The 14,789-nt window shown below is 50.0% G+C and carries 15 protein-coding genes; all 15 read right to left on the bottom strand.

Features of this window, described 5'->3' with window-relative positions:
- The gene (locus tag NSQ22_RS06035) at positions 1 to 1,287 is read right to left on the bottom strand and encodes a dihydroorotase (RefSeq protein WP_008878658.1); all 1,287 of its coding nucleotides are present in this window, start codon (positions 1,285 to 1,287) and stop codon (positions 1 to 3) included.
- Complete coding sequence (locus tag NSQ22_RS06030) at positions 1,250 to 2,176, bottom strand: aspartate carbamoyltransferase catalytic subunit (protein WP_008878659.1); 927 nt, start codon at positions 2,174 to 2,176, stop codon at positions 1,250 to 1,252. Before NSQ22_RS06030 ends, NSQ22_RS06035 begins: the two co-directional genes overlap by 38 nt.
- Before the next feature lie 161 nt (positions 2,177 to 2,337).
- The gene (locus NSQ22_RS06025) at positions 2,338 to 3,639 is read right to left on the bottom strand and encodes a solute carrier family 23 protein (protein WP_081157226.1); all 1,302 of its coding nucleotides are present in this window, start codon (positions 3,637 to 3,639) and stop codon (positions 2,338 to 2,340) included.
- 156 nt (positions 3,640 to 3,795) lie between these two features.
- The gene (gene pyrR / locus NSQ22_RS06020; protein WP_081157225.1) at positions 3,796 to 4,335 is read right to left on the bottom strand and encodes a bifunctional pyr operon transcriptional regulator/uracil phosphoribosyltransferase PyrR; all 540 of its coding nucleotides are present in this window, start codon (positions 4,333 to 4,335) and stop codon (positions 3,796 to 3,798) included.
- Positions 4,336 to 4,518: 183 nt separating this feature from the next.
- On the bottom strand, positions 4,519 to 5,433 hold the full coding sequence (locus tag NSQ22_RS06015) for an RluA family pseudouridine synthase (protein ID WP_099232893.1): 915 nt from the start codon (positions 5,431 to 5,433) through the stop codon (positions 4,519 to 4,521).
- Positions 5,434 to 5,925 (bottom strand): signal peptidase II, encoded by a 492-nt coding sequence (gene lspA, locus NSQ22_RS06010; protein WP_078172617.1) that lies wholly within the window; start codon positions 5,923 to 5,925, stop codon positions 5,434 to 5,436.
- Positions 5,926 to 6,183: 258 nt separating this feature from the next.
- Positions 6,184 to 6,816 carry a hypothetical protein gene (locus tag NSQ22_RS06005; protein WP_011230643.1) on the bottom strand — a complete coding sequence of 211 codons (633 nt, stop codon included), beginning with the start codon at positions 6,814 to 6,816 and terminating at the stop codon, positions 6,184 to 6,186.
- Positions 6,809 to 7,675 carry an ATP-binding cassette domain-containing protein gene (locus NSQ22_RS06000; RefSeq protein WP_014195391.1) on the bottom strand — a complete coding sequence of 289 codons (867 nt, stop codon included), beginning with the start codon at positions 7,673 to 7,675 and terminating at the stop codon, positions 6,809 to 6,811. The genes NSQ22_RS06005 and NSQ22_RS06000 overlap by 8 nt, the downstream gene beginning before the upstream one ends.
- Positions 7,659 to 9,680, bottom strand: a complete 2,022-nt coding sequence (locus tag NSQ22_RS05995; protein WP_327993625.1) for an ABC transporter permease — start codon at positions 9,678 to 9,680, stop codon at positions 7,659 to 7,661. Before NSQ22_RS05995 ends, NSQ22_RS06000 begins: the two co-directional genes overlap by 17 nt.
- Before the next feature lie 108 nt (positions 9,681 to 9,788).
- Positions 9,789 to 10,184 carry a hypothetical protein gene (locus NSQ22_RS05990; RefSeq protein WP_025039346.1) on the bottom strand — a complete coding sequence of 132 codons (396 nt, stop codon included), beginning with the start codon at positions 10,182 to 10,184 and terminating at the stop codon, positions 9,789 to 9,791.
- A gap of 137 nt (positions 10,185 to 10,321) precedes the next feature.
- Positions 10,322 to 10,876: a hypothetical protein gene (locus NSQ22_RS05985; protein ID WP_339264323.1), complete on the bottom strand. Its 555-nt coding sequence runs from the start codon at positions 10,874 to 10,876 to the stop codon at positions 10,322 to 10,324.
- Positions 10,877 to 11,062: 186 nt separating this feature from the next.
- Positions 11,063 to 11,935, bottom strand: a complete 873-nt coding sequence (locus NSQ22_RS05980) for an IS3 family transposase (RefSeq protein WP_157663112.1) — start codon at positions 11,933 to 11,935, stop codon at positions 11,063 to 11,065.
- Entirely contained in the window at positions 11,932 to 12,258 is a 327-nt protein-coding gene (locus tag NSQ22_RS05975; protein WP_087959979.1) for a transposase, read from the bottom strand. The genes NSQ22_RS05980 and NSQ22_RS05975 overlap by 4 nt, the downstream gene beginning before the upstream one ends.
- Before the next feature lie 107 nt (positions 12,259 to 12,365).
- Positions 12,366 to 14,234, bottom strand: a complete 1,869-nt coding sequence (locus NSQ22_RS05970; protein ID WP_339264320.1) for a hypothetical protein — start codon at positions 14,232 to 14,234, stop codon at positions 12,366 to 12,368.
- Between the two features lie 289 nt (positions 14,235 to 14,523).
- Positions 14,524 to 14,763: a hypothetical protein gene (locus NSQ22_RS05965; RefSeq protein WP_063192337.1), complete on the bottom strand. Its 240-nt coding sequence runs from the start codon at positions 14,761 to 14,763 to the stop codon at positions 14,524 to 14,526.
- Between the last annotated feature and the right edge of the window lie 26 nt (positions 14,764 to 14,789).

The following is a 14,789-nucleotide window of genomic DNA, read 5'->3' as shown; positions in this document are numbered from 1 at the left end:
TTATGCCCTTCCTTTCTCCCATACGAGTGTTCCACCAACAAACGTCATCACCGGCCATCCTTGACATCTCCATCCGGCAAACGGCGTATTGTTTCCTTTGGAGGCAAATGTCTCTGGATCAATCGGTTCTTCTGTTTCTAAATCAATGACCGTGATATCCGCCGGTGCTCCGACCTCGAGTCGCCCTGTTTGCAAGCCGAAACATTGCGCTGGTTTGATCGTCAACCAATCGACAAGCTGTTTTAACGTAAACACGTTCTTTTTGACAAAATGGGTGTACAAAAGCGGGAATGCCGTTTCCAATCCGACGATGCCAAACGGCGCCGCCTCCATTCCTTTCGCTTTTTCCGCTGCTGTATGCGGCGCGTGGTCGGTGGCAATGAAATCGATCGTGCCGTCGAGCAGCCCTTCAATTAACGCTTCACGGTCAGCGCGGCTGCGCAGCGGCGGATTCATTTTATAGTTCGCATCAAGCCTCGGAATGTCCTCATCGCATAGGAGGAGATGATGCGGCGTCACTTCCGCGGTGACGCAGATACCAGCCCGCTTTGCGTCACGGACGACGCGCACCGATTCTTTCGTGCTAATATGGCAGACATGATAGTGGCACCCGGTCGCTTCGGCGAGCAAAACATCGCGGGCGATGTGCACCGCTTCACAGACCGACGGGATGCCAGCGATCCCGTATCGGCGCGCAAAATCGCCGTCATGCACCGCACCGCCGTTTTTTAACGTATCGTCCTCGCAGTGGGCAACGATCGCCATATCGAGGGCGGCGGCCCGTTTCATCGCTTCAAACATCATCCCCGCTGATTGCACTCCGACGCCGTCATCAGTAAAGGCGAACGCTCCCGCTTCTTTTAACGCGGCAAAATCGGTCAGCTCCTCCCCTTTTTGCCCGAGCGTGATCGAAGCATACGGCAACACACGGACATGCGCCGTTTCTTGGATGCGTCGCGCAAGCCATTCCATCTGCTCTTTCCGGTCCGGCACCGGGTTTGTGTTTGGCATCGCCGCCACTGTCGTAAAGCCACCTTTCGCAGCGGCGAGCGTGCCGGTTTCAATCGTTTCTTTCGCTTCTCCACCCGGCTCGCGCAAATGGACATGCACATCAATCAAGCCGGGAGCGATGAGTTTGCCCCCAACGTCGATCACGTCTTCTCCATTTGCTTCAAACAGCTGTTCATGATGGATCGCTGCAATGTTTCCGTGCTCTATTTTGATATGAGTTCGCACCAATTGCCCGTTTTCATTGAACGACATGCCATTTTTCAACCACATGGCCATGCTGCATTCTCCCTTCTATTGCCCGTTTTAAGACCGCCATCCGCACATAGACGCCATTTTCCATTTGTTTAAAAATGCGTGACGGTTTCGCTTCGACAAGCTGACTCGCGATTTCGACCCCACGATTGACCGGCGCCGGGTGCAGAATGATGGCGCCCGGTTTCATCAACTGTGCCCGCTCGAGCGTCAGCCCGTATTGTTGGTGGTACTCTTCTTTGGTTAATCCCATTTTTTCAGCGTGACGTTCGTGCTGGATGCGCAAAAGCATGACGACATCAGCGCGAGCGATGGCTTCATCGATCTCGACATAAGTCCCGTGCAGGTTCATGTCATCTTCCCATTCCGGCGGTCCGGAAAACAAGACGTTTGCCCCCAATCTTGTCAACACTTCCGCATTGGAGCGGGCGACGCGGCTATGGCGAATGTCACCGATGATCACGACCGTCAACCCAGCAAACGTTCCAAACTCTTGACGAATTGTCAGCAAGTCAAGCAGCGATTGGGTCGGATGGTGTCCACAGCCGTCGCCGGCGTTAATGATCGAAACACCAACCGAATGACGGAGCGCTTCGAAATAGGCATCTTCGTGATGGCGGATAACCACAGCGTCAACCCCGATCGCTTCAAGCGTCTTGACCGTATCGTACAGCGTCTCTCCTTTTTGCACACTTGAGCGTTCCGGGTCAAATGGAATGACATGAAGCCCCAGTTTCCGCTCCGCCATCTCGAAGCTGCATTTCGTGCGCGTGCTCGGTTCAAAAAACAAGTTCGCTACATACATCGGCGTCGCTGGATGCCACGGACGCCCGTTGCGGAACGTCTCCGCTTCATCGAGCAAACGGTTGATTTCGGAAAGCGACAGTTCACTTAACGTGAGTAGATGGGCCATCAGTCTCTCTCCCTTTTCTTTTTGATAAAAAAACACCTTGCCGGCAAGGCAAGGTGTGACGATTGAGGCATGGCGGAGCAGAGGGTAGACTCCGCCCCATGCGCTTCGTTCCCACCTTTTTAAGCCTCGCTGGACTTAATTAAAAGGTGTTTTTACTTGATTTAGGCGACATGGTCGTTGCTTTTTTCTTCTTCAAATAAGTTTTCCGCTACTTGCGGCCGTCCTGGCAACACTAAGTTGAGCAGGACACCGACAATGGCTGACAACGCCATTCCAGTGATTTGAAAGCTCTCACTAATTTTTAGCACCGCCCCGCCAATCCCGATGACTAAAATGACCGAGGCGATGATTAAGTTGCGCGTCTGGCCAAAATCCACGCGGCTATCCACAAGCATACGCAAACCGGACGAGGCGATAATACCGAACAGTAAAATCGAGACGCCGCCCATGACCGGTGTCGGAATCGAGCCAATCAGCGCCGTCACTTTGCCGACAAAACCGAACACGATAGCAATTACCGCTGCGCCGGCAAGCACGTAGACGCTGTAGACACGCGTGATCGCCAGCACACCAATGTTTTCCCCGTACGTCGTTTTCGGCGGGCCGCCAAGCAAAGCAGAAATCATCGTCGCTGTTCCGTCCCCTAAAATCGACCGGTGCAATCCTGGCTTCTGGATTAAGTCGCGGCCGACGACTTTGCTTAACACGAGCTGATGGCCGATATGCTCCGACAAGGTGACAATGGCGACTGGCACCATGAGCATGACAATCTCCGCGGTGATGCGCACCGGATAGTCAGCGAACGGGAGAAGGAAATCCGGCATTTCCATCCACTTTGCTTTCGCTACGTTCGATAAGTCAACGAGCCCGACTGCGAGGGCATAGACGTAACCGACGACGATGCCGACAAGCACTGGGATTAAGCTCAACATGCCGCGCGCCAGTACCGAGCAAATGACCGTGGCGGCAAGCGTCACTAACGCGACCGAAAAATGGAGCAGACTGTAGTTGCCGTCCGGGCCGTTCATCGCCATTCCCACCGCCGTGCCGGCTAAACCGAGACCGATGACAATGATGACCGGACCGACGACGACCGGTGGCAACAGTTTCATCACCCAACGATATCCGGCCTTTTTAATGATGAGAGCGACGATGCCGTACACGAGCCCAGCAAGGAAGCTGCCGATCATGGCCGCACCCGGGCCACCGGCTGTTTTCGCCGCAATGATCGGCGCGATGTAGGCGAACGATGAGCCGAGATAGGCCGGTACTTGCCATTTCGTGATAAGCAAAAACGCGAGCGTCCCAAGCCCGCTTGTGAGCAGGGCGATCGAGGGGTCTAACCCAACCAAATACGGCACTAAAATCGTTGCCCCAAACATGGCGAATAAATGCTGCAAGCTTAACGTCACCCATTGCCCAACTGTCGGGCGGTCTTGAATATCCAGTATCGGTTTGTTCACTTTCCTTCACTCCTTTCGCTATCTAAGCGAATTTATCTTTTAATGTGCACAAAAAAACCCTCTTGGCCCGCGAAGGCACAAAGAGGGTGCAGAAACAGCCGAAACCATTCCGCCCCTTTTGCAGCCTCGCGGGACTGCGCTTAAAAGGGAGCTGCTTTATTTTTCATGAATCGATACTTGATCAACCCCATCCACTTCGGCAAGTTCGACGACAATCACTTCGGCGCTGGACGTTGGCACGTTTTTACCAACGAAATCGGCGCGAATCGGAAGTTCCCTGTGGCCGCGGTCAACGAGCACCGCCAGTTGGATGCGCGCTGGGCGGCCCAAATCCATGACGGCATCCATCGCCGCTCGCACCGTCCGACCAGTAAACAGCACATCATCGACTAAAATGACTTTCTGTTCGCTCACCGGAAACGGTACGTTCGTTCCCTTGACGAGCGGCTCATGGTCTTCTGTTTTCATCGTCAAATCATCGCGGTACAGCGTAATATCGAGTTCACCGACCGGAACCGATGTTCCTTCAATTTGTTCGATCCGCTCAGCCAAGCGGTGCGCCAAATAAATGCCGCGCGTTTTAATCCCTACCAATACGCAGCCATCGATTCCTTTGTTCCGTTCGATAATTTCGTGAGCGATGCGCGTTAAAGCGCGGCGAATCGCTTGTTCATCCATCACAACAGCTTTTTGCATGCGAACCACCTCCGTCGACACAAAAAAATCCCCCGCCTGTGAAGCGGGGGCATGGCTGATTGCCAGCAGACAAAATGGGCATACGCCACCTATTTTTACATCCGACCCCTTCTCAGCCTCACAGGACTGAATTTAAAGGTTCCTGTTCACTTGCTTTCATTGTAAAGCGGCCGCCTCCGTTTGTCAATTGTTTTTTCGCAACCATTCGAGCAGTTCGGCAAACTCCGGCGGCAGCGGTGCTTCAAATTCCAAATAGTCGCCGCTTCGCGGATGACGGAAGCCGAGCACCCCGGCGTGCAATGCTTGGCCCTCGATCGAGAGCGTTTTTTTCGGCCCGTATTGCGGATCGCCAGCAAGCGGGTAGCCGATGTATTTCATATGGACGCGAATTTGGTGCGTCCTCCCCGTCTCAAGCTGGCATTCGACATACGTATAATGGCGAAACCGCTCGAGCACGCGGAAATGGGTGACTGCTTCCTTTCCGTTTTCATCGGTAACCGCCATTTTTTTTCGGTCGCGTTTGTCGCGGCCGATCGGGGCATCGATCGTGCCGTAATCGTGCGGAATAACGCCGTGGACGATCGCCTTGTAGCGGCGCGTCACGGTTTTGTTGACAAGCTGCTCCACAAGCGAGCGGTGGGCGGCGTCATTTTTCGCCACCATCAGAAGCCCCGATGTATCTTTGTCAATCCGATGGACAATGCCGGGGCGCAGCACGCCGTTGATGCCGGAGAGGTCGCGGCAATGGGCGAGAAGCGCGTTGACAAGCGTGCCGCGCATATGCCCGGGCGCCGGGTGGACGACCATGCCGCGCGGCTTGTTGACAACAAGCACGTCTTCATCTTCATAATAAATGTCAAGCGGGATCGGCTCAGGTTCCACATGAAGCGGCTCCGGTTCCGGCGGTGAAACGGCGACCGCGTCGCCTGCCTCGCATTTGTAGTTCGCCTTGACCGTCTCGCCATTGACGGTCACAAGCCCGCTTTTGATCCATTGCTGCACTTGCGAACGCGACCATTCCTCATTGAGCGCCGCGATCACTTTATCGATCCGCTCGCCGTCATATTCGTCTTCGATGTGAAACGTGATCGTGTCCATCTACTCATTCCCTTTCTCTGGTGTCGCGAAAAAAAATAGATGAATAAACAGCAAGATGACGCCGACGGTCAGCGCCGAGTCGGCGATATTGAACACCGGAAAGCTGTACGTGCCGATGTACGTATGAATAAAGTCGACCACTTCTTTCCGGAATACGCGGTCGATAAAATTGCCGATCGCCCCGCCGAGCATCAGCCCAAGCCCCACGCCGGCCAGGCGCTCGGAAGGCTTCAGGCGGCGGATGTAAATCACGATCGCCGCCACGACGATCACCGTAATTAAATAAAAGAGCCAAAACTGCCCTTCCAGCATGCCCCACGCCGCCCCGCGATTGCGGTGCGACGTAATGTAGAGCACGTTGTCGATGATCGGGATGCTTTCCCCAAGTCGCATATAGCGGACGACAAGCCATTTCGTCCATTGATCGAGGATGATGACCGCCGCCGCGAGCCAATAGTATGCCACCGTGCCAAATCCCCCTGTCCTTCTCATTCATCCTTTTTGCATTGTAGCATAATTCGCCATGGCAAACAAATGAAGCGACAAAAAGGAATCAGTCAAGACTTTATAGAGAGCTTTTTTCGATTTACGGCGGCCATCTCAATTAGCCATGATAAAAAGGAGAAACGACTTCCCACTTCCTGACCATGGAAGCGACAAGAGGAGTATGCGGCCGGGTGCACTAAACGAACGGACATCGTTCCATAGAAGCTCCTCATTCCCACATTCAGCCGATGGCTTCCAATTCGTTTACCAAAACTCCCGTCCAATCAAAATGGCGGCGATCACGATGCCCGCCCCCAGCCACATCATGGGGAGAAGGAGGGGCAGCGAATCGGCCGGCGCTTGAAACAAAAACAGATGTGGCCACGGCATGAACGTTCCTTGCGTTGCGACTTCCATAAAGGTATAGACCGCGATGACCGATAAGGCGATATCTAGGCTGCCAAAGACGCCTAACAAGGCAAGCCCAATCAACTGGTAAAACGAAAACAGCAGAAACAGGTGCACCAACACGGGTGCGGTGAGAAACATCGTTCCATGAATCCATATGACCGCCGCGACAAGAAGAACGATGCATCCCCCATGCAAAACAGCATAGCGAACCAAGTCGAAGACGACCGTTTTTCGGTAATGCCATAACAGCGCTTCTTTCGCCCCTTCGTCGTACAAATGGCGGTACAAAAAGACGAGATGCCATCCGGCGATCGGCACGGCGATGCCTTGGATGACGGTGTACGGCAAAAACGGTTCGTCGGAGCGGGCGGACAAGATCCCCATCAACCCGACGCACAGCCCATAGACGAGAAACGGAAACCAGTACAATCGGCCGAGCAAGCGGCGGTCAAAAGAAAAATGATGGGCGATCGTCTTTTTATCCATGCGCTTCCGCCTCTTTCAACAACGCCAAATATCCGTCCATCAGCCGCGGGGCGACGCGCCGACCGATCGGCTCTTCGGACAAGACGCGCACGACGACGTGGGAAGGCTCTTCGCTCATTTGCACGACTTCGTTGGTGGCCATGATCGAGTCGAGTTCCGCAAACGGCACCTCCAACTCATACGTATAAGGGGCGGCTTTTTGCTTGAGCTCGTCCGGGCTGCCTTCAAACAGCACCGTGCCGCGGTCCAACACCCCGATTTTGGTGCACAGAAATTCAATGTCCTCGACAAGATGCGAAGAGATGACGATCGTATGATCGTGCCCCAGCCGCTTCAACAAATTGCGAAACCGTACGCGCTCACGGATGTCAAGCCCGGCCGTCGGCTCGTCAAACAGGAGGATGGACGGCTCCCGAAGCAGCAGCATGGCAATGCCCACCCGCCGCCGCATGCCGCCGGACAGCTCGCGCATTTTTTTGTTGATGTGCGAAGACAAGTTGACTTGTTCGATGACCTTCTCGATTTTGGATCGGCAGGCGGCGGGATGTTCACCTTGCAAGACAGCGAGATGCTCAAGCACTTCATACATCGTCAGCTCCGGGTACATCATAAACTCTTGCGGCAAATAGCCGATCTCGTTTACCCGCTTCACTCTCGTGCCCGTGCTGATCGGCTCGTCTCCGAGCGACACCCGTCCGGCATTGAACTCCAACAGTCCGGCCACAATGCGCATCAACGTCGTCTTGCCGGCGCCGTTTGGCCCCAGCAAGCCGTACACGCCGGAGAGGGTGAGGGAGACATCGGATAAAATCGGCTTCTTTTTCACGATTTTCGTCAATCCTTCAATGACGACCGCCAACGCCGTTCACCTCCTGCATCATCTCCAAGATGCGGTCCCATGTCCAACCGTCGTCCATGTTCGCATACCATGTCCGCAAACATCGTTGCTTTTGGTCGACATCCAGCGGCTGAAACGCCTGATAAATGGCTTCAATTTGCTTCTTTACGGATGACGGCTGCGACTCGAACCACTCGCTTTTGGAGCTCCAGTCGATCACCGAAAGGCCTTGTTTTTGCATCAGCCAGCGGGTGGCCAGCGAAATCCACTCGTTGTACATGATCCGCGATCCTTTCGGCGGAACCGAAAGACGGAGCATTTTTTCATAATAATCTCGTTCCATATGATAGGTGCCAATCGAAAAAAAATTCGTGTTATAGACAAGATGGTCATGGGCCATAAACGAGGATAGCCCCGAGCTGGAGAACACAATCTTGTTCGGCAGCGCTGAAACCGCCGTGGATGCGATTTGTTGGACATGATGAAACGTTTTTTCCAACTGGCGGATGACCGTCGGCGCCCGTTCCGCCATGTGCGGCCAGTCAGCCGGGTAGGTGATCTCATATCCTTGATCGACGAGTTGATGCCCTTGCCCTTTGATCAAGGTGACCGCCTGCGCTTTCCCTCGGTAAACCGTCCCCCGCTTTGGCACATTGCAAAACAGCACATCGCCGTCCACGTTCAAGGTAAAGGTGTACGTTTCATTCGGAACGAATTGATCGGTGAACGCCCCATCCCAAGCTCTCGTTCCCGCCACCTGATATTCATAAGCCTGATACATGTGCGAAGCTCTCCTTTTCGGATACCACGCCCGGTCCGCCAGCAGGACGATGCGGCCGTTCGTGTACGGAATGAGCGCCGTGTCGACGATCTCATAGGAAAAGGTGAGCGTCGAGGCGCGTTTCGGCAGCCGCACGGTCACGAGATCGCCGTTTCTCGTAAACGTGACGGGCTGATGGTCCGCTTCAATCGAGTGGAGCGGATACAAATGGTACAGTTGAAACGTAGGCCGGTTCGTGTCCAACTGGGACAAGGCCACGCGCACGACCGCGCGCGATCCATGCAAGGAAATGTCATACGACTGGATACGGTAGCGCAAATCGGCTTTGATGGTTTGCGGCATTCGACGGTACTCCTCGAGTTCGGTCGTCTGATCGGCCCGGGTGAACGCCTTGGTGTTTGTTTGCAAGGAGTGGCAGGCGGTTAGGACGATCAGAAACGGGAAGATGAGCAGCGCTTTCAGGACGGCGTTTCGCTCCTTTCTCGTCTGCGTAAAGCGGATCGACGACAACAACGCCAATCCGACAAGGGAAAGAAACCATGCGGCCCATTTCCATTCCCCGCCGCGGTCGACCTCAAACCCGATGTAGGAATCATACGCCTGTTGAATGGCGTGTTTTCCGATAAACAGCAGCGACGTCCAGTCGCGGGCATGAACGGTTTGGGACAAATCGATGAACAGCTCAGTCGTCATCGGGCCGGTCAGGATCCATACAAGCAACATAGCGAAAAAACTGACCTTTTTCGTTTCCAACAGCAGTGCAATGATGATGCCGTACAGAACGGTGAGCACGAGCGGTCCAAACTGGTAGACGGCGAGAAACCGAAGCAGCGACCAATACAGATCCGAAGGCTCCACCCCAACGAAGAGATACACGAGTGAAAAAACGCCGTAGCTCATCATCAGCATGATCCCTTGGCACAGCGCATGAACCGCCAGCAAGGCGCTCATTTTCTCCAGCAAAATCCGGTAGCCGTCGGCGAACCATGACGAAACGCCGTAACGAAGCTCGTTGGAGTAGAGAAAGTAGAACCATACGATGTAAAAGAGCGAAACGATTTGGACAAGCATGAACACTTCAGAAGGCAAATCTCCAGAGTATTCCATGCCTGCATTCATATCGTCTGAAAAGAATAAAACGAACCTGACAAGCAGCAAAACAAAAAATAGGATGCTGGCGCCAACATATAACTTGCTTTTCAACAATCGTTTCCAATAAAAAACAAACAGCCATTTCCATCTCATCACCGATCAACCGCTTTCTTTCCAAGAAGTTGACAAAAGAAAAATGCGGTCAGGGATCGCCCCATCTTTTTAGGCGTATCCCTGACTCCCTCATCATCCGGATTCGGGTTATTTGACGGTAATGGTCACGTATCCTCTTGAGCCAACCGTTTGACCAACAATTTGGCCATAATACTTATCGTCTTTGGTTTGTGGAAAACTGCGCGTTTCTTCTTGACCGGGATTGAGCCAGTTGGTGGAAGCGACGACGCTGTCGGGCCACCAATTGATCAATTTGTAAGCATAGCCTCTCGTTTGGGTATTGGCACCGTTATTCACAGCTTTAATATTTCCTGTATCATTACGGCTTGCAGTAAGAGGTGATGTATTCTTATAAGTACTTGAGCCGTCTAAAAAGGCTGTTGCTGATGCTGCTCCCGCTGCACCGGCAGTGGCTATTACTGCTGCTGCCAGTGATAAAGATGCCCATTTTGATTTCCATTTCTTTTTTCGGTTCACGATCATGTTATCCCTTCTCCTCTCCAAATATTATATTACTTGTTCTCGTCTTTACTGCAGTTCCAGTTCCATTTCGTAAGAGGCTATGGAACCAATAACGATGAGCTTTTCCATTTTTCATTGTTGTTTCCTAACATTCTTTTTCACCTCCTTTCAAAGGCAACTAATTTTGCATTATGAATTTGATAAATTGAAAGATCAGTAAATCCATTCTCGATTCGGTTGCTCAAGATCATATAGTTTGCATCCGCAAAATCATGACGTAAAAAATGGTAAAAGCGTTCTAAGTCTTCGAAGTCAAAGTGTTTCGTCGGCTGATCGAAAATGAAAACGGTGCGATTTAGCGACTGTCCAAGGGAAACAAAATAAATCAGCCGTTGAAACATCGTCAATGAATCGATGGATGCATGGGAAGGGAGGCGATATTTTTTCCATAGCGTCGATTGCTGAAAAGGACGATTCAGCCATATCGAAATATCTTGCAAACGATAGTTTCTCCACAGTTGGTGGTAGTTCTCAGGAATCACGAAAAATACGCTTTTATTCGTTTTTCCTCTTGCTTCCTGTTCATCGAAATGGATTTCCCCTTCATCGATAGGATGAAAGCCGGCAAGCGCTTTGGCGACAATATCTGTGCGAATGTGATTTTTGGCTAGAATGATGGATTGGGAAGGAAGATTGACAGAACAATGATGCAAAATCAGTTGGCGACGGTGAACATATCCCTGTCAAGTAGACAGTATGAAAAACGCCCACCTTCTTCAGCTGCTTGCAGGATAGTTGAATGAGGGGAAGCTGTCAAGGAAAGCACTTGACAACTTCCCCTTCATTCAACTTTAACGGTTGGTAAGCTGAAGAAGGAGTCCATATCATCCGTTCGTCTGCTAAGCTACCTTGGTGGTTCGATATTCGACAGGACTGAGGTAGCCTAATTTTTTTTGAAAACGCTCATGATTATAAAAATGCATATACCGGTCTATGGCCAGAATCACTTCCTCGTCCGTTCGAAAGGTGCGAAGGTCCATCACTTCAGATTTCAAATGTCCAAAAAAGTTTTCCATACAAGCATTGTCTAAACAATTCCCTTTTCTGGACATACTAGGGATAATGTGATGATCCTTAAGCAGTTTATGGTATTGACGAGATGTGTATGGCGAGCCTTGGTCACTGTGGAGAATGACTCCTCGCACATCTCGTTTTTTTATGGCCTCTTTTACGGTATCAACCACTAATTCCAAATTATTAGAATGACTGATGCGATACGCAATGATTTCATTGTTGTACAAATCTTTAATGGCCGAAAGATATAAATATTTTCCTTGAAACGGCAAATACGTAATATCCGTCACCCATTTTTGATTGGCCTCGGTCGCTGTAAAATCGCGGTTTAACACGTTCGAAACAACGATATTCTCCGTGCCTTTTTTATACTTTCTCTTTTTTTGCCGGATTTTTGCTCTAATCCCCAATTCTTTCATTAGTCGGTAGACTCTTTTATGATTCACTACCTTCCCATATTTCCGTTGAAGCCACGCTTTCACACGATAATACCCGTAGATCCCGTTGACCTCTTGATGGCATTCCAAGATCATTCGCTTTACCATCTCATCTTCTTTTTGCTTCTCCGTCATCATTCCCCGTCGGTTTAACCATTTATAGTAACCGCCCCTTGTGACTCCTGCCATTTCACATAGTAAGGAAATGGGGTATGTCACGGATAACTCTTGGATGATCTGAAATCGTTCTTCCGGTTTCACCTCCTTGCGAGGGATCGCAACTTTTTTAAATATTCATTCTCTGCTTTCAGTCTCCGATTTTCTTCTTCCAGACTTAACTTCTTTTTTCTTGGTCCTCTCTTTAGCGGGGACTTGGATTTTCCGCGCCGTTCTTCCAGTCCGTCAAGACCTGTCTCATCGTAATTTTTCACCCAAAGCCTGATAGTTTTGGTGCTAGGAATTCCTAATTCTTTGCATACACGCTTATATCCGTATCCCTCTTCTATGTACATCTTGACAGCCTTTAGCTTAAATTCCGGTGAATACGTGGTTTTTCCTTTTCGTGTTTTTTTCATTTCGAACATAAAAATAATCCCTCCAGTGTTTTTGTTTACAGTATGGGCTTTTTCCCAACTGTCTACACTAGAGGGATAATATCAACGGTGCTTGAGGGTCACATTTTTCAATTCCATCATTTGTCTCCTTTCCCCCTTTCTTGCGCTAGTTGAATCAATATGTTTTCTTTTTCTTTTATGGATAGTGCCATGTAGTGCTCCCACGTTGTTGAGTCGATGGAGGATTTTTCCGCTATCCTGTTTCCATATCCGATAGATGGAATATGTAGTTTTTCCATTAAATATAAGCCGGCAAAGAGACTGATCTGTTCGTTTTCGAACAATCGGTATGGGATGAAAAACGCAGCCAACTCCTGAATATGTTTGGTTGCCGGGATGCCATTGACGTCCAAGAACGGATCAACATAAAACGTGTAGGTTCCGTCAGCCACCGTGCTGTCGTAGAGCGAAAGGTTTGTGGTGTTGATGCTTTTTGGGATGATTGAGATGATCTTGACTTCTTTTGTGCAATAATCTGTATTTGCAAGATTCGGAAACAAGTGGCATAGCTCATTGCGGATGGAAACGAGTTGATGCTTCAATTCCATATAATTTCTTGTTGTAGTGAGAAATGGTTTATAAACAAGGAAACGAGTATGTTGCACTTGAATTTGTTTGTAAGGACCGTTGATCACGGAGAGACAAGGGAGATGGTCCCCATGCCAATGGTACTTTTCCTTTCCGACAATCACGTTGACTCGTGTGCATGTTTTCGTTTCTACATTGGAGTGAAGCGTTCCGGATGAGTCGATATCGTAAAGCGTTGAATCCATGGACTGCGGATACCAGTTGGCTTCAAATGGCAACAACGTGACGCCCGATATCAACGGATAAAAGGTTGAGCCGAACGTATGCCGATAATAGATCGTCATGGATGGGGCGCCGTTGGTCTGCACCTGAACAACGTTTCCTTGTTGTTGAAAGGGGAAACGCTTCCCTCCGCCTTGGATGTGATCGATTTGAAATTGCTCGTTGATCGAAAAACGAACGGTGTGTTCTTTCGGATGCAGAGAGAGTGTGGCTTTGATCGGATACGTGGATTTCGGATTCACCTCGATCTCCTTGATTTTCCAATATCCATGCAACGGGATGTTCTTGGGCTGAGCCTGATGTTTAATTTGTTGATAGAGTTTGACGTCGTTTGCCAACAGAATGTCATCCAACTGGAATTTTGATTGTGCATGTTGAAGGAAAAATGTTACGAAAATAACGAGAGTCACACTAGCCGCAAGCCCCGCGAAGGATCGCCGCATGCTTCGAAAAACGCCATAAACGGCGATGGAAGAAAGAATATACGCCAATTTGATCAGCACGCGTTCTTTTTGGAAGGTTAGGCTGAATAACGGGTCAATGTAAGGCCAACGATGGTTTCCCCACAAGGAGAAGGATGGATTGCGATATTCCAAAGAAAACAGCACGATGATCCACAAAACAAACACACCAACGAGCAACATCGCTTTTTTCGAAGAATGATAGGCGTAAACAGCGCCTGTGGACAATCCGATCATCCACGCCCATAGAAATGGTAGAAGAAAATGAATCAAATACAATGGAAACAGAAAAGTGAAAAGATCCCAACCCGCTGCATAGTTGGCCACCACCGCACCGGCGATGATCCCGGCCAAGGCCAGTTGCCAAGCGAAAAAATAAATAAATGCGATCAAAGTTTGGCAGAAGACGATCTTTTGCGAGGTTGGCATGATGTCATTCATCGCGATCCAGTGAATTGGAGTCGAAGTGAACAACGAAACATGCAAACGGAAGCTGAAGAGCAGCCAGACAGCCATTCCAATCGGAACCAAATATTTCGTATATAAGATCCATTCCGCTGGATTGGTGGTATGGGGATTGAGGCAAACAAACATCAAAACCCCAGAAAATACGAATATGAAACTAGCTTCTGCTTTTAAGCGGGACGCCATTCTTGAAATGAACACCCATTTCATATGGAATGCCCTCTCTAATCATGAATTTGAAATGTTTGTAAAATTCAATGGCATTATAAAAAAAGAAGAAGAAGATGTCAACCTTTTACATGGAAATTAACAGTATATTCACAAATAATAGGAAAATTGCGCTATAAACCTTATAATTTTAAGCAAACGTGTGGTCGAAGATAATGGAGTAAATGCGACGGAGGCTCATGAGACACGGAGTTTGACAGAATTCGTTCAACTATAGAATTGATTCAACTACACAACTATATACATGCAACATGAAGAGTTAACCTCTCCGTTATCCTGCACACCCTAAGCGCTGCATCATTTCCTCTAAAAATCTTGTAGGCTCAACCCGCAGGCTGCGCCATGGGGGAGGAAGCTCGTTGCAGGAGAAGTCAAATGTTAAGTTTTCAATGAGCATGTATATAAATTTATACACTGCAACATTCTGCACTTTTTCTTGACAACCCCCTGATCCCTTTGCGCTTTTTACACCATCGTTTTGGTTTTTTCCTCCACCAAAAGCAAGCGGCAAGGCCGCCAGGAAGGCAGCCTGCCGCT

Source organism: Geobacillus sp. FSL K6-3411 (genome assembly GCF_037965715.1).
Taxonomy (GTDB): domain Bacteria; phylum Bacillota; class Bacilli; order Bacillales; family Anoxybacillaceae; genus Geobacillus; species Geobacillus thermodenitrificans.
Note: the sequence above shows the minus strand (reverse complement) of the source record. Positions and strands in the feature narration are given on the sequence as shown.

Coding starts and splice junctions, on each gene's coding strand:
- NSQ22_RS05995 (WP_327993625.1), bottom strand. CDS start 9,680: ATGAGATGGAAATGGCTGTTTGTTTTTTATTGGAAACGATTGTTGAAA.
- NSQ22_RS06035 (WP_008878658.1), bottom strand. CDS start 1,287: ATGGCCATGTGGTTGAAAAATGGCATGTCGTTCAATGAAAACGGGCAA.
- NSQ22_RS06015 (WP_099232893.1), bottom strand. CDS start 5,433: ATGGACACGATCACGTTTCACATCGAAGACGAATATGACGGCGAGCGG.
- pyrR (WP_081157225.1), bottom strand. CDS start 4,335: ATGCAAAAAGCTGTTGTGATGGATGAACAAGCGATTCGCCGCGCTTTA.
- NSQ22_RS05990 (WP_025039346.1), bottom strand. CDS start 10,184: ATGATCGTGAACCGAAAAAAGAAATGGAAATCAAAATGGGCATCTTTA.
- NSQ22_RS05975 (WP_087959979.1), bottom strand. CDS start 12,258: ATGTTCGAAATGAAAAAAACACGAAAAGGAAAAACCACGTATTCACCG.
- NSQ22_RS06005 (WP_011230643.1), bottom strand. CDS start 6,816: ATGGATAAAAAGACGATCGCCCATCATTTTTCTTTTGACCGCCGCTTG.
- NSQ22_RS06030 (WP_008878659.1), bottom strand. CDS start 2,176: ATGGCCCATCTACTCACGTTAAGTGAACTGTCGCTTTCCGAAATCAAC.
- lspA (WP_078172617.1), bottom strand. CDS start 5,925: ATGAGAAGGACAGGGGGATTTGGCACGGTGGCATACTATTGGCTCGCG.
- NSQ22_RS05970 (WP_339264320.1), bottom strand. CDS start 14,234: ATGAAATGGGTGTTCATTTCAAGAATGGCGTCCCGCTTAAAAGCAGAA.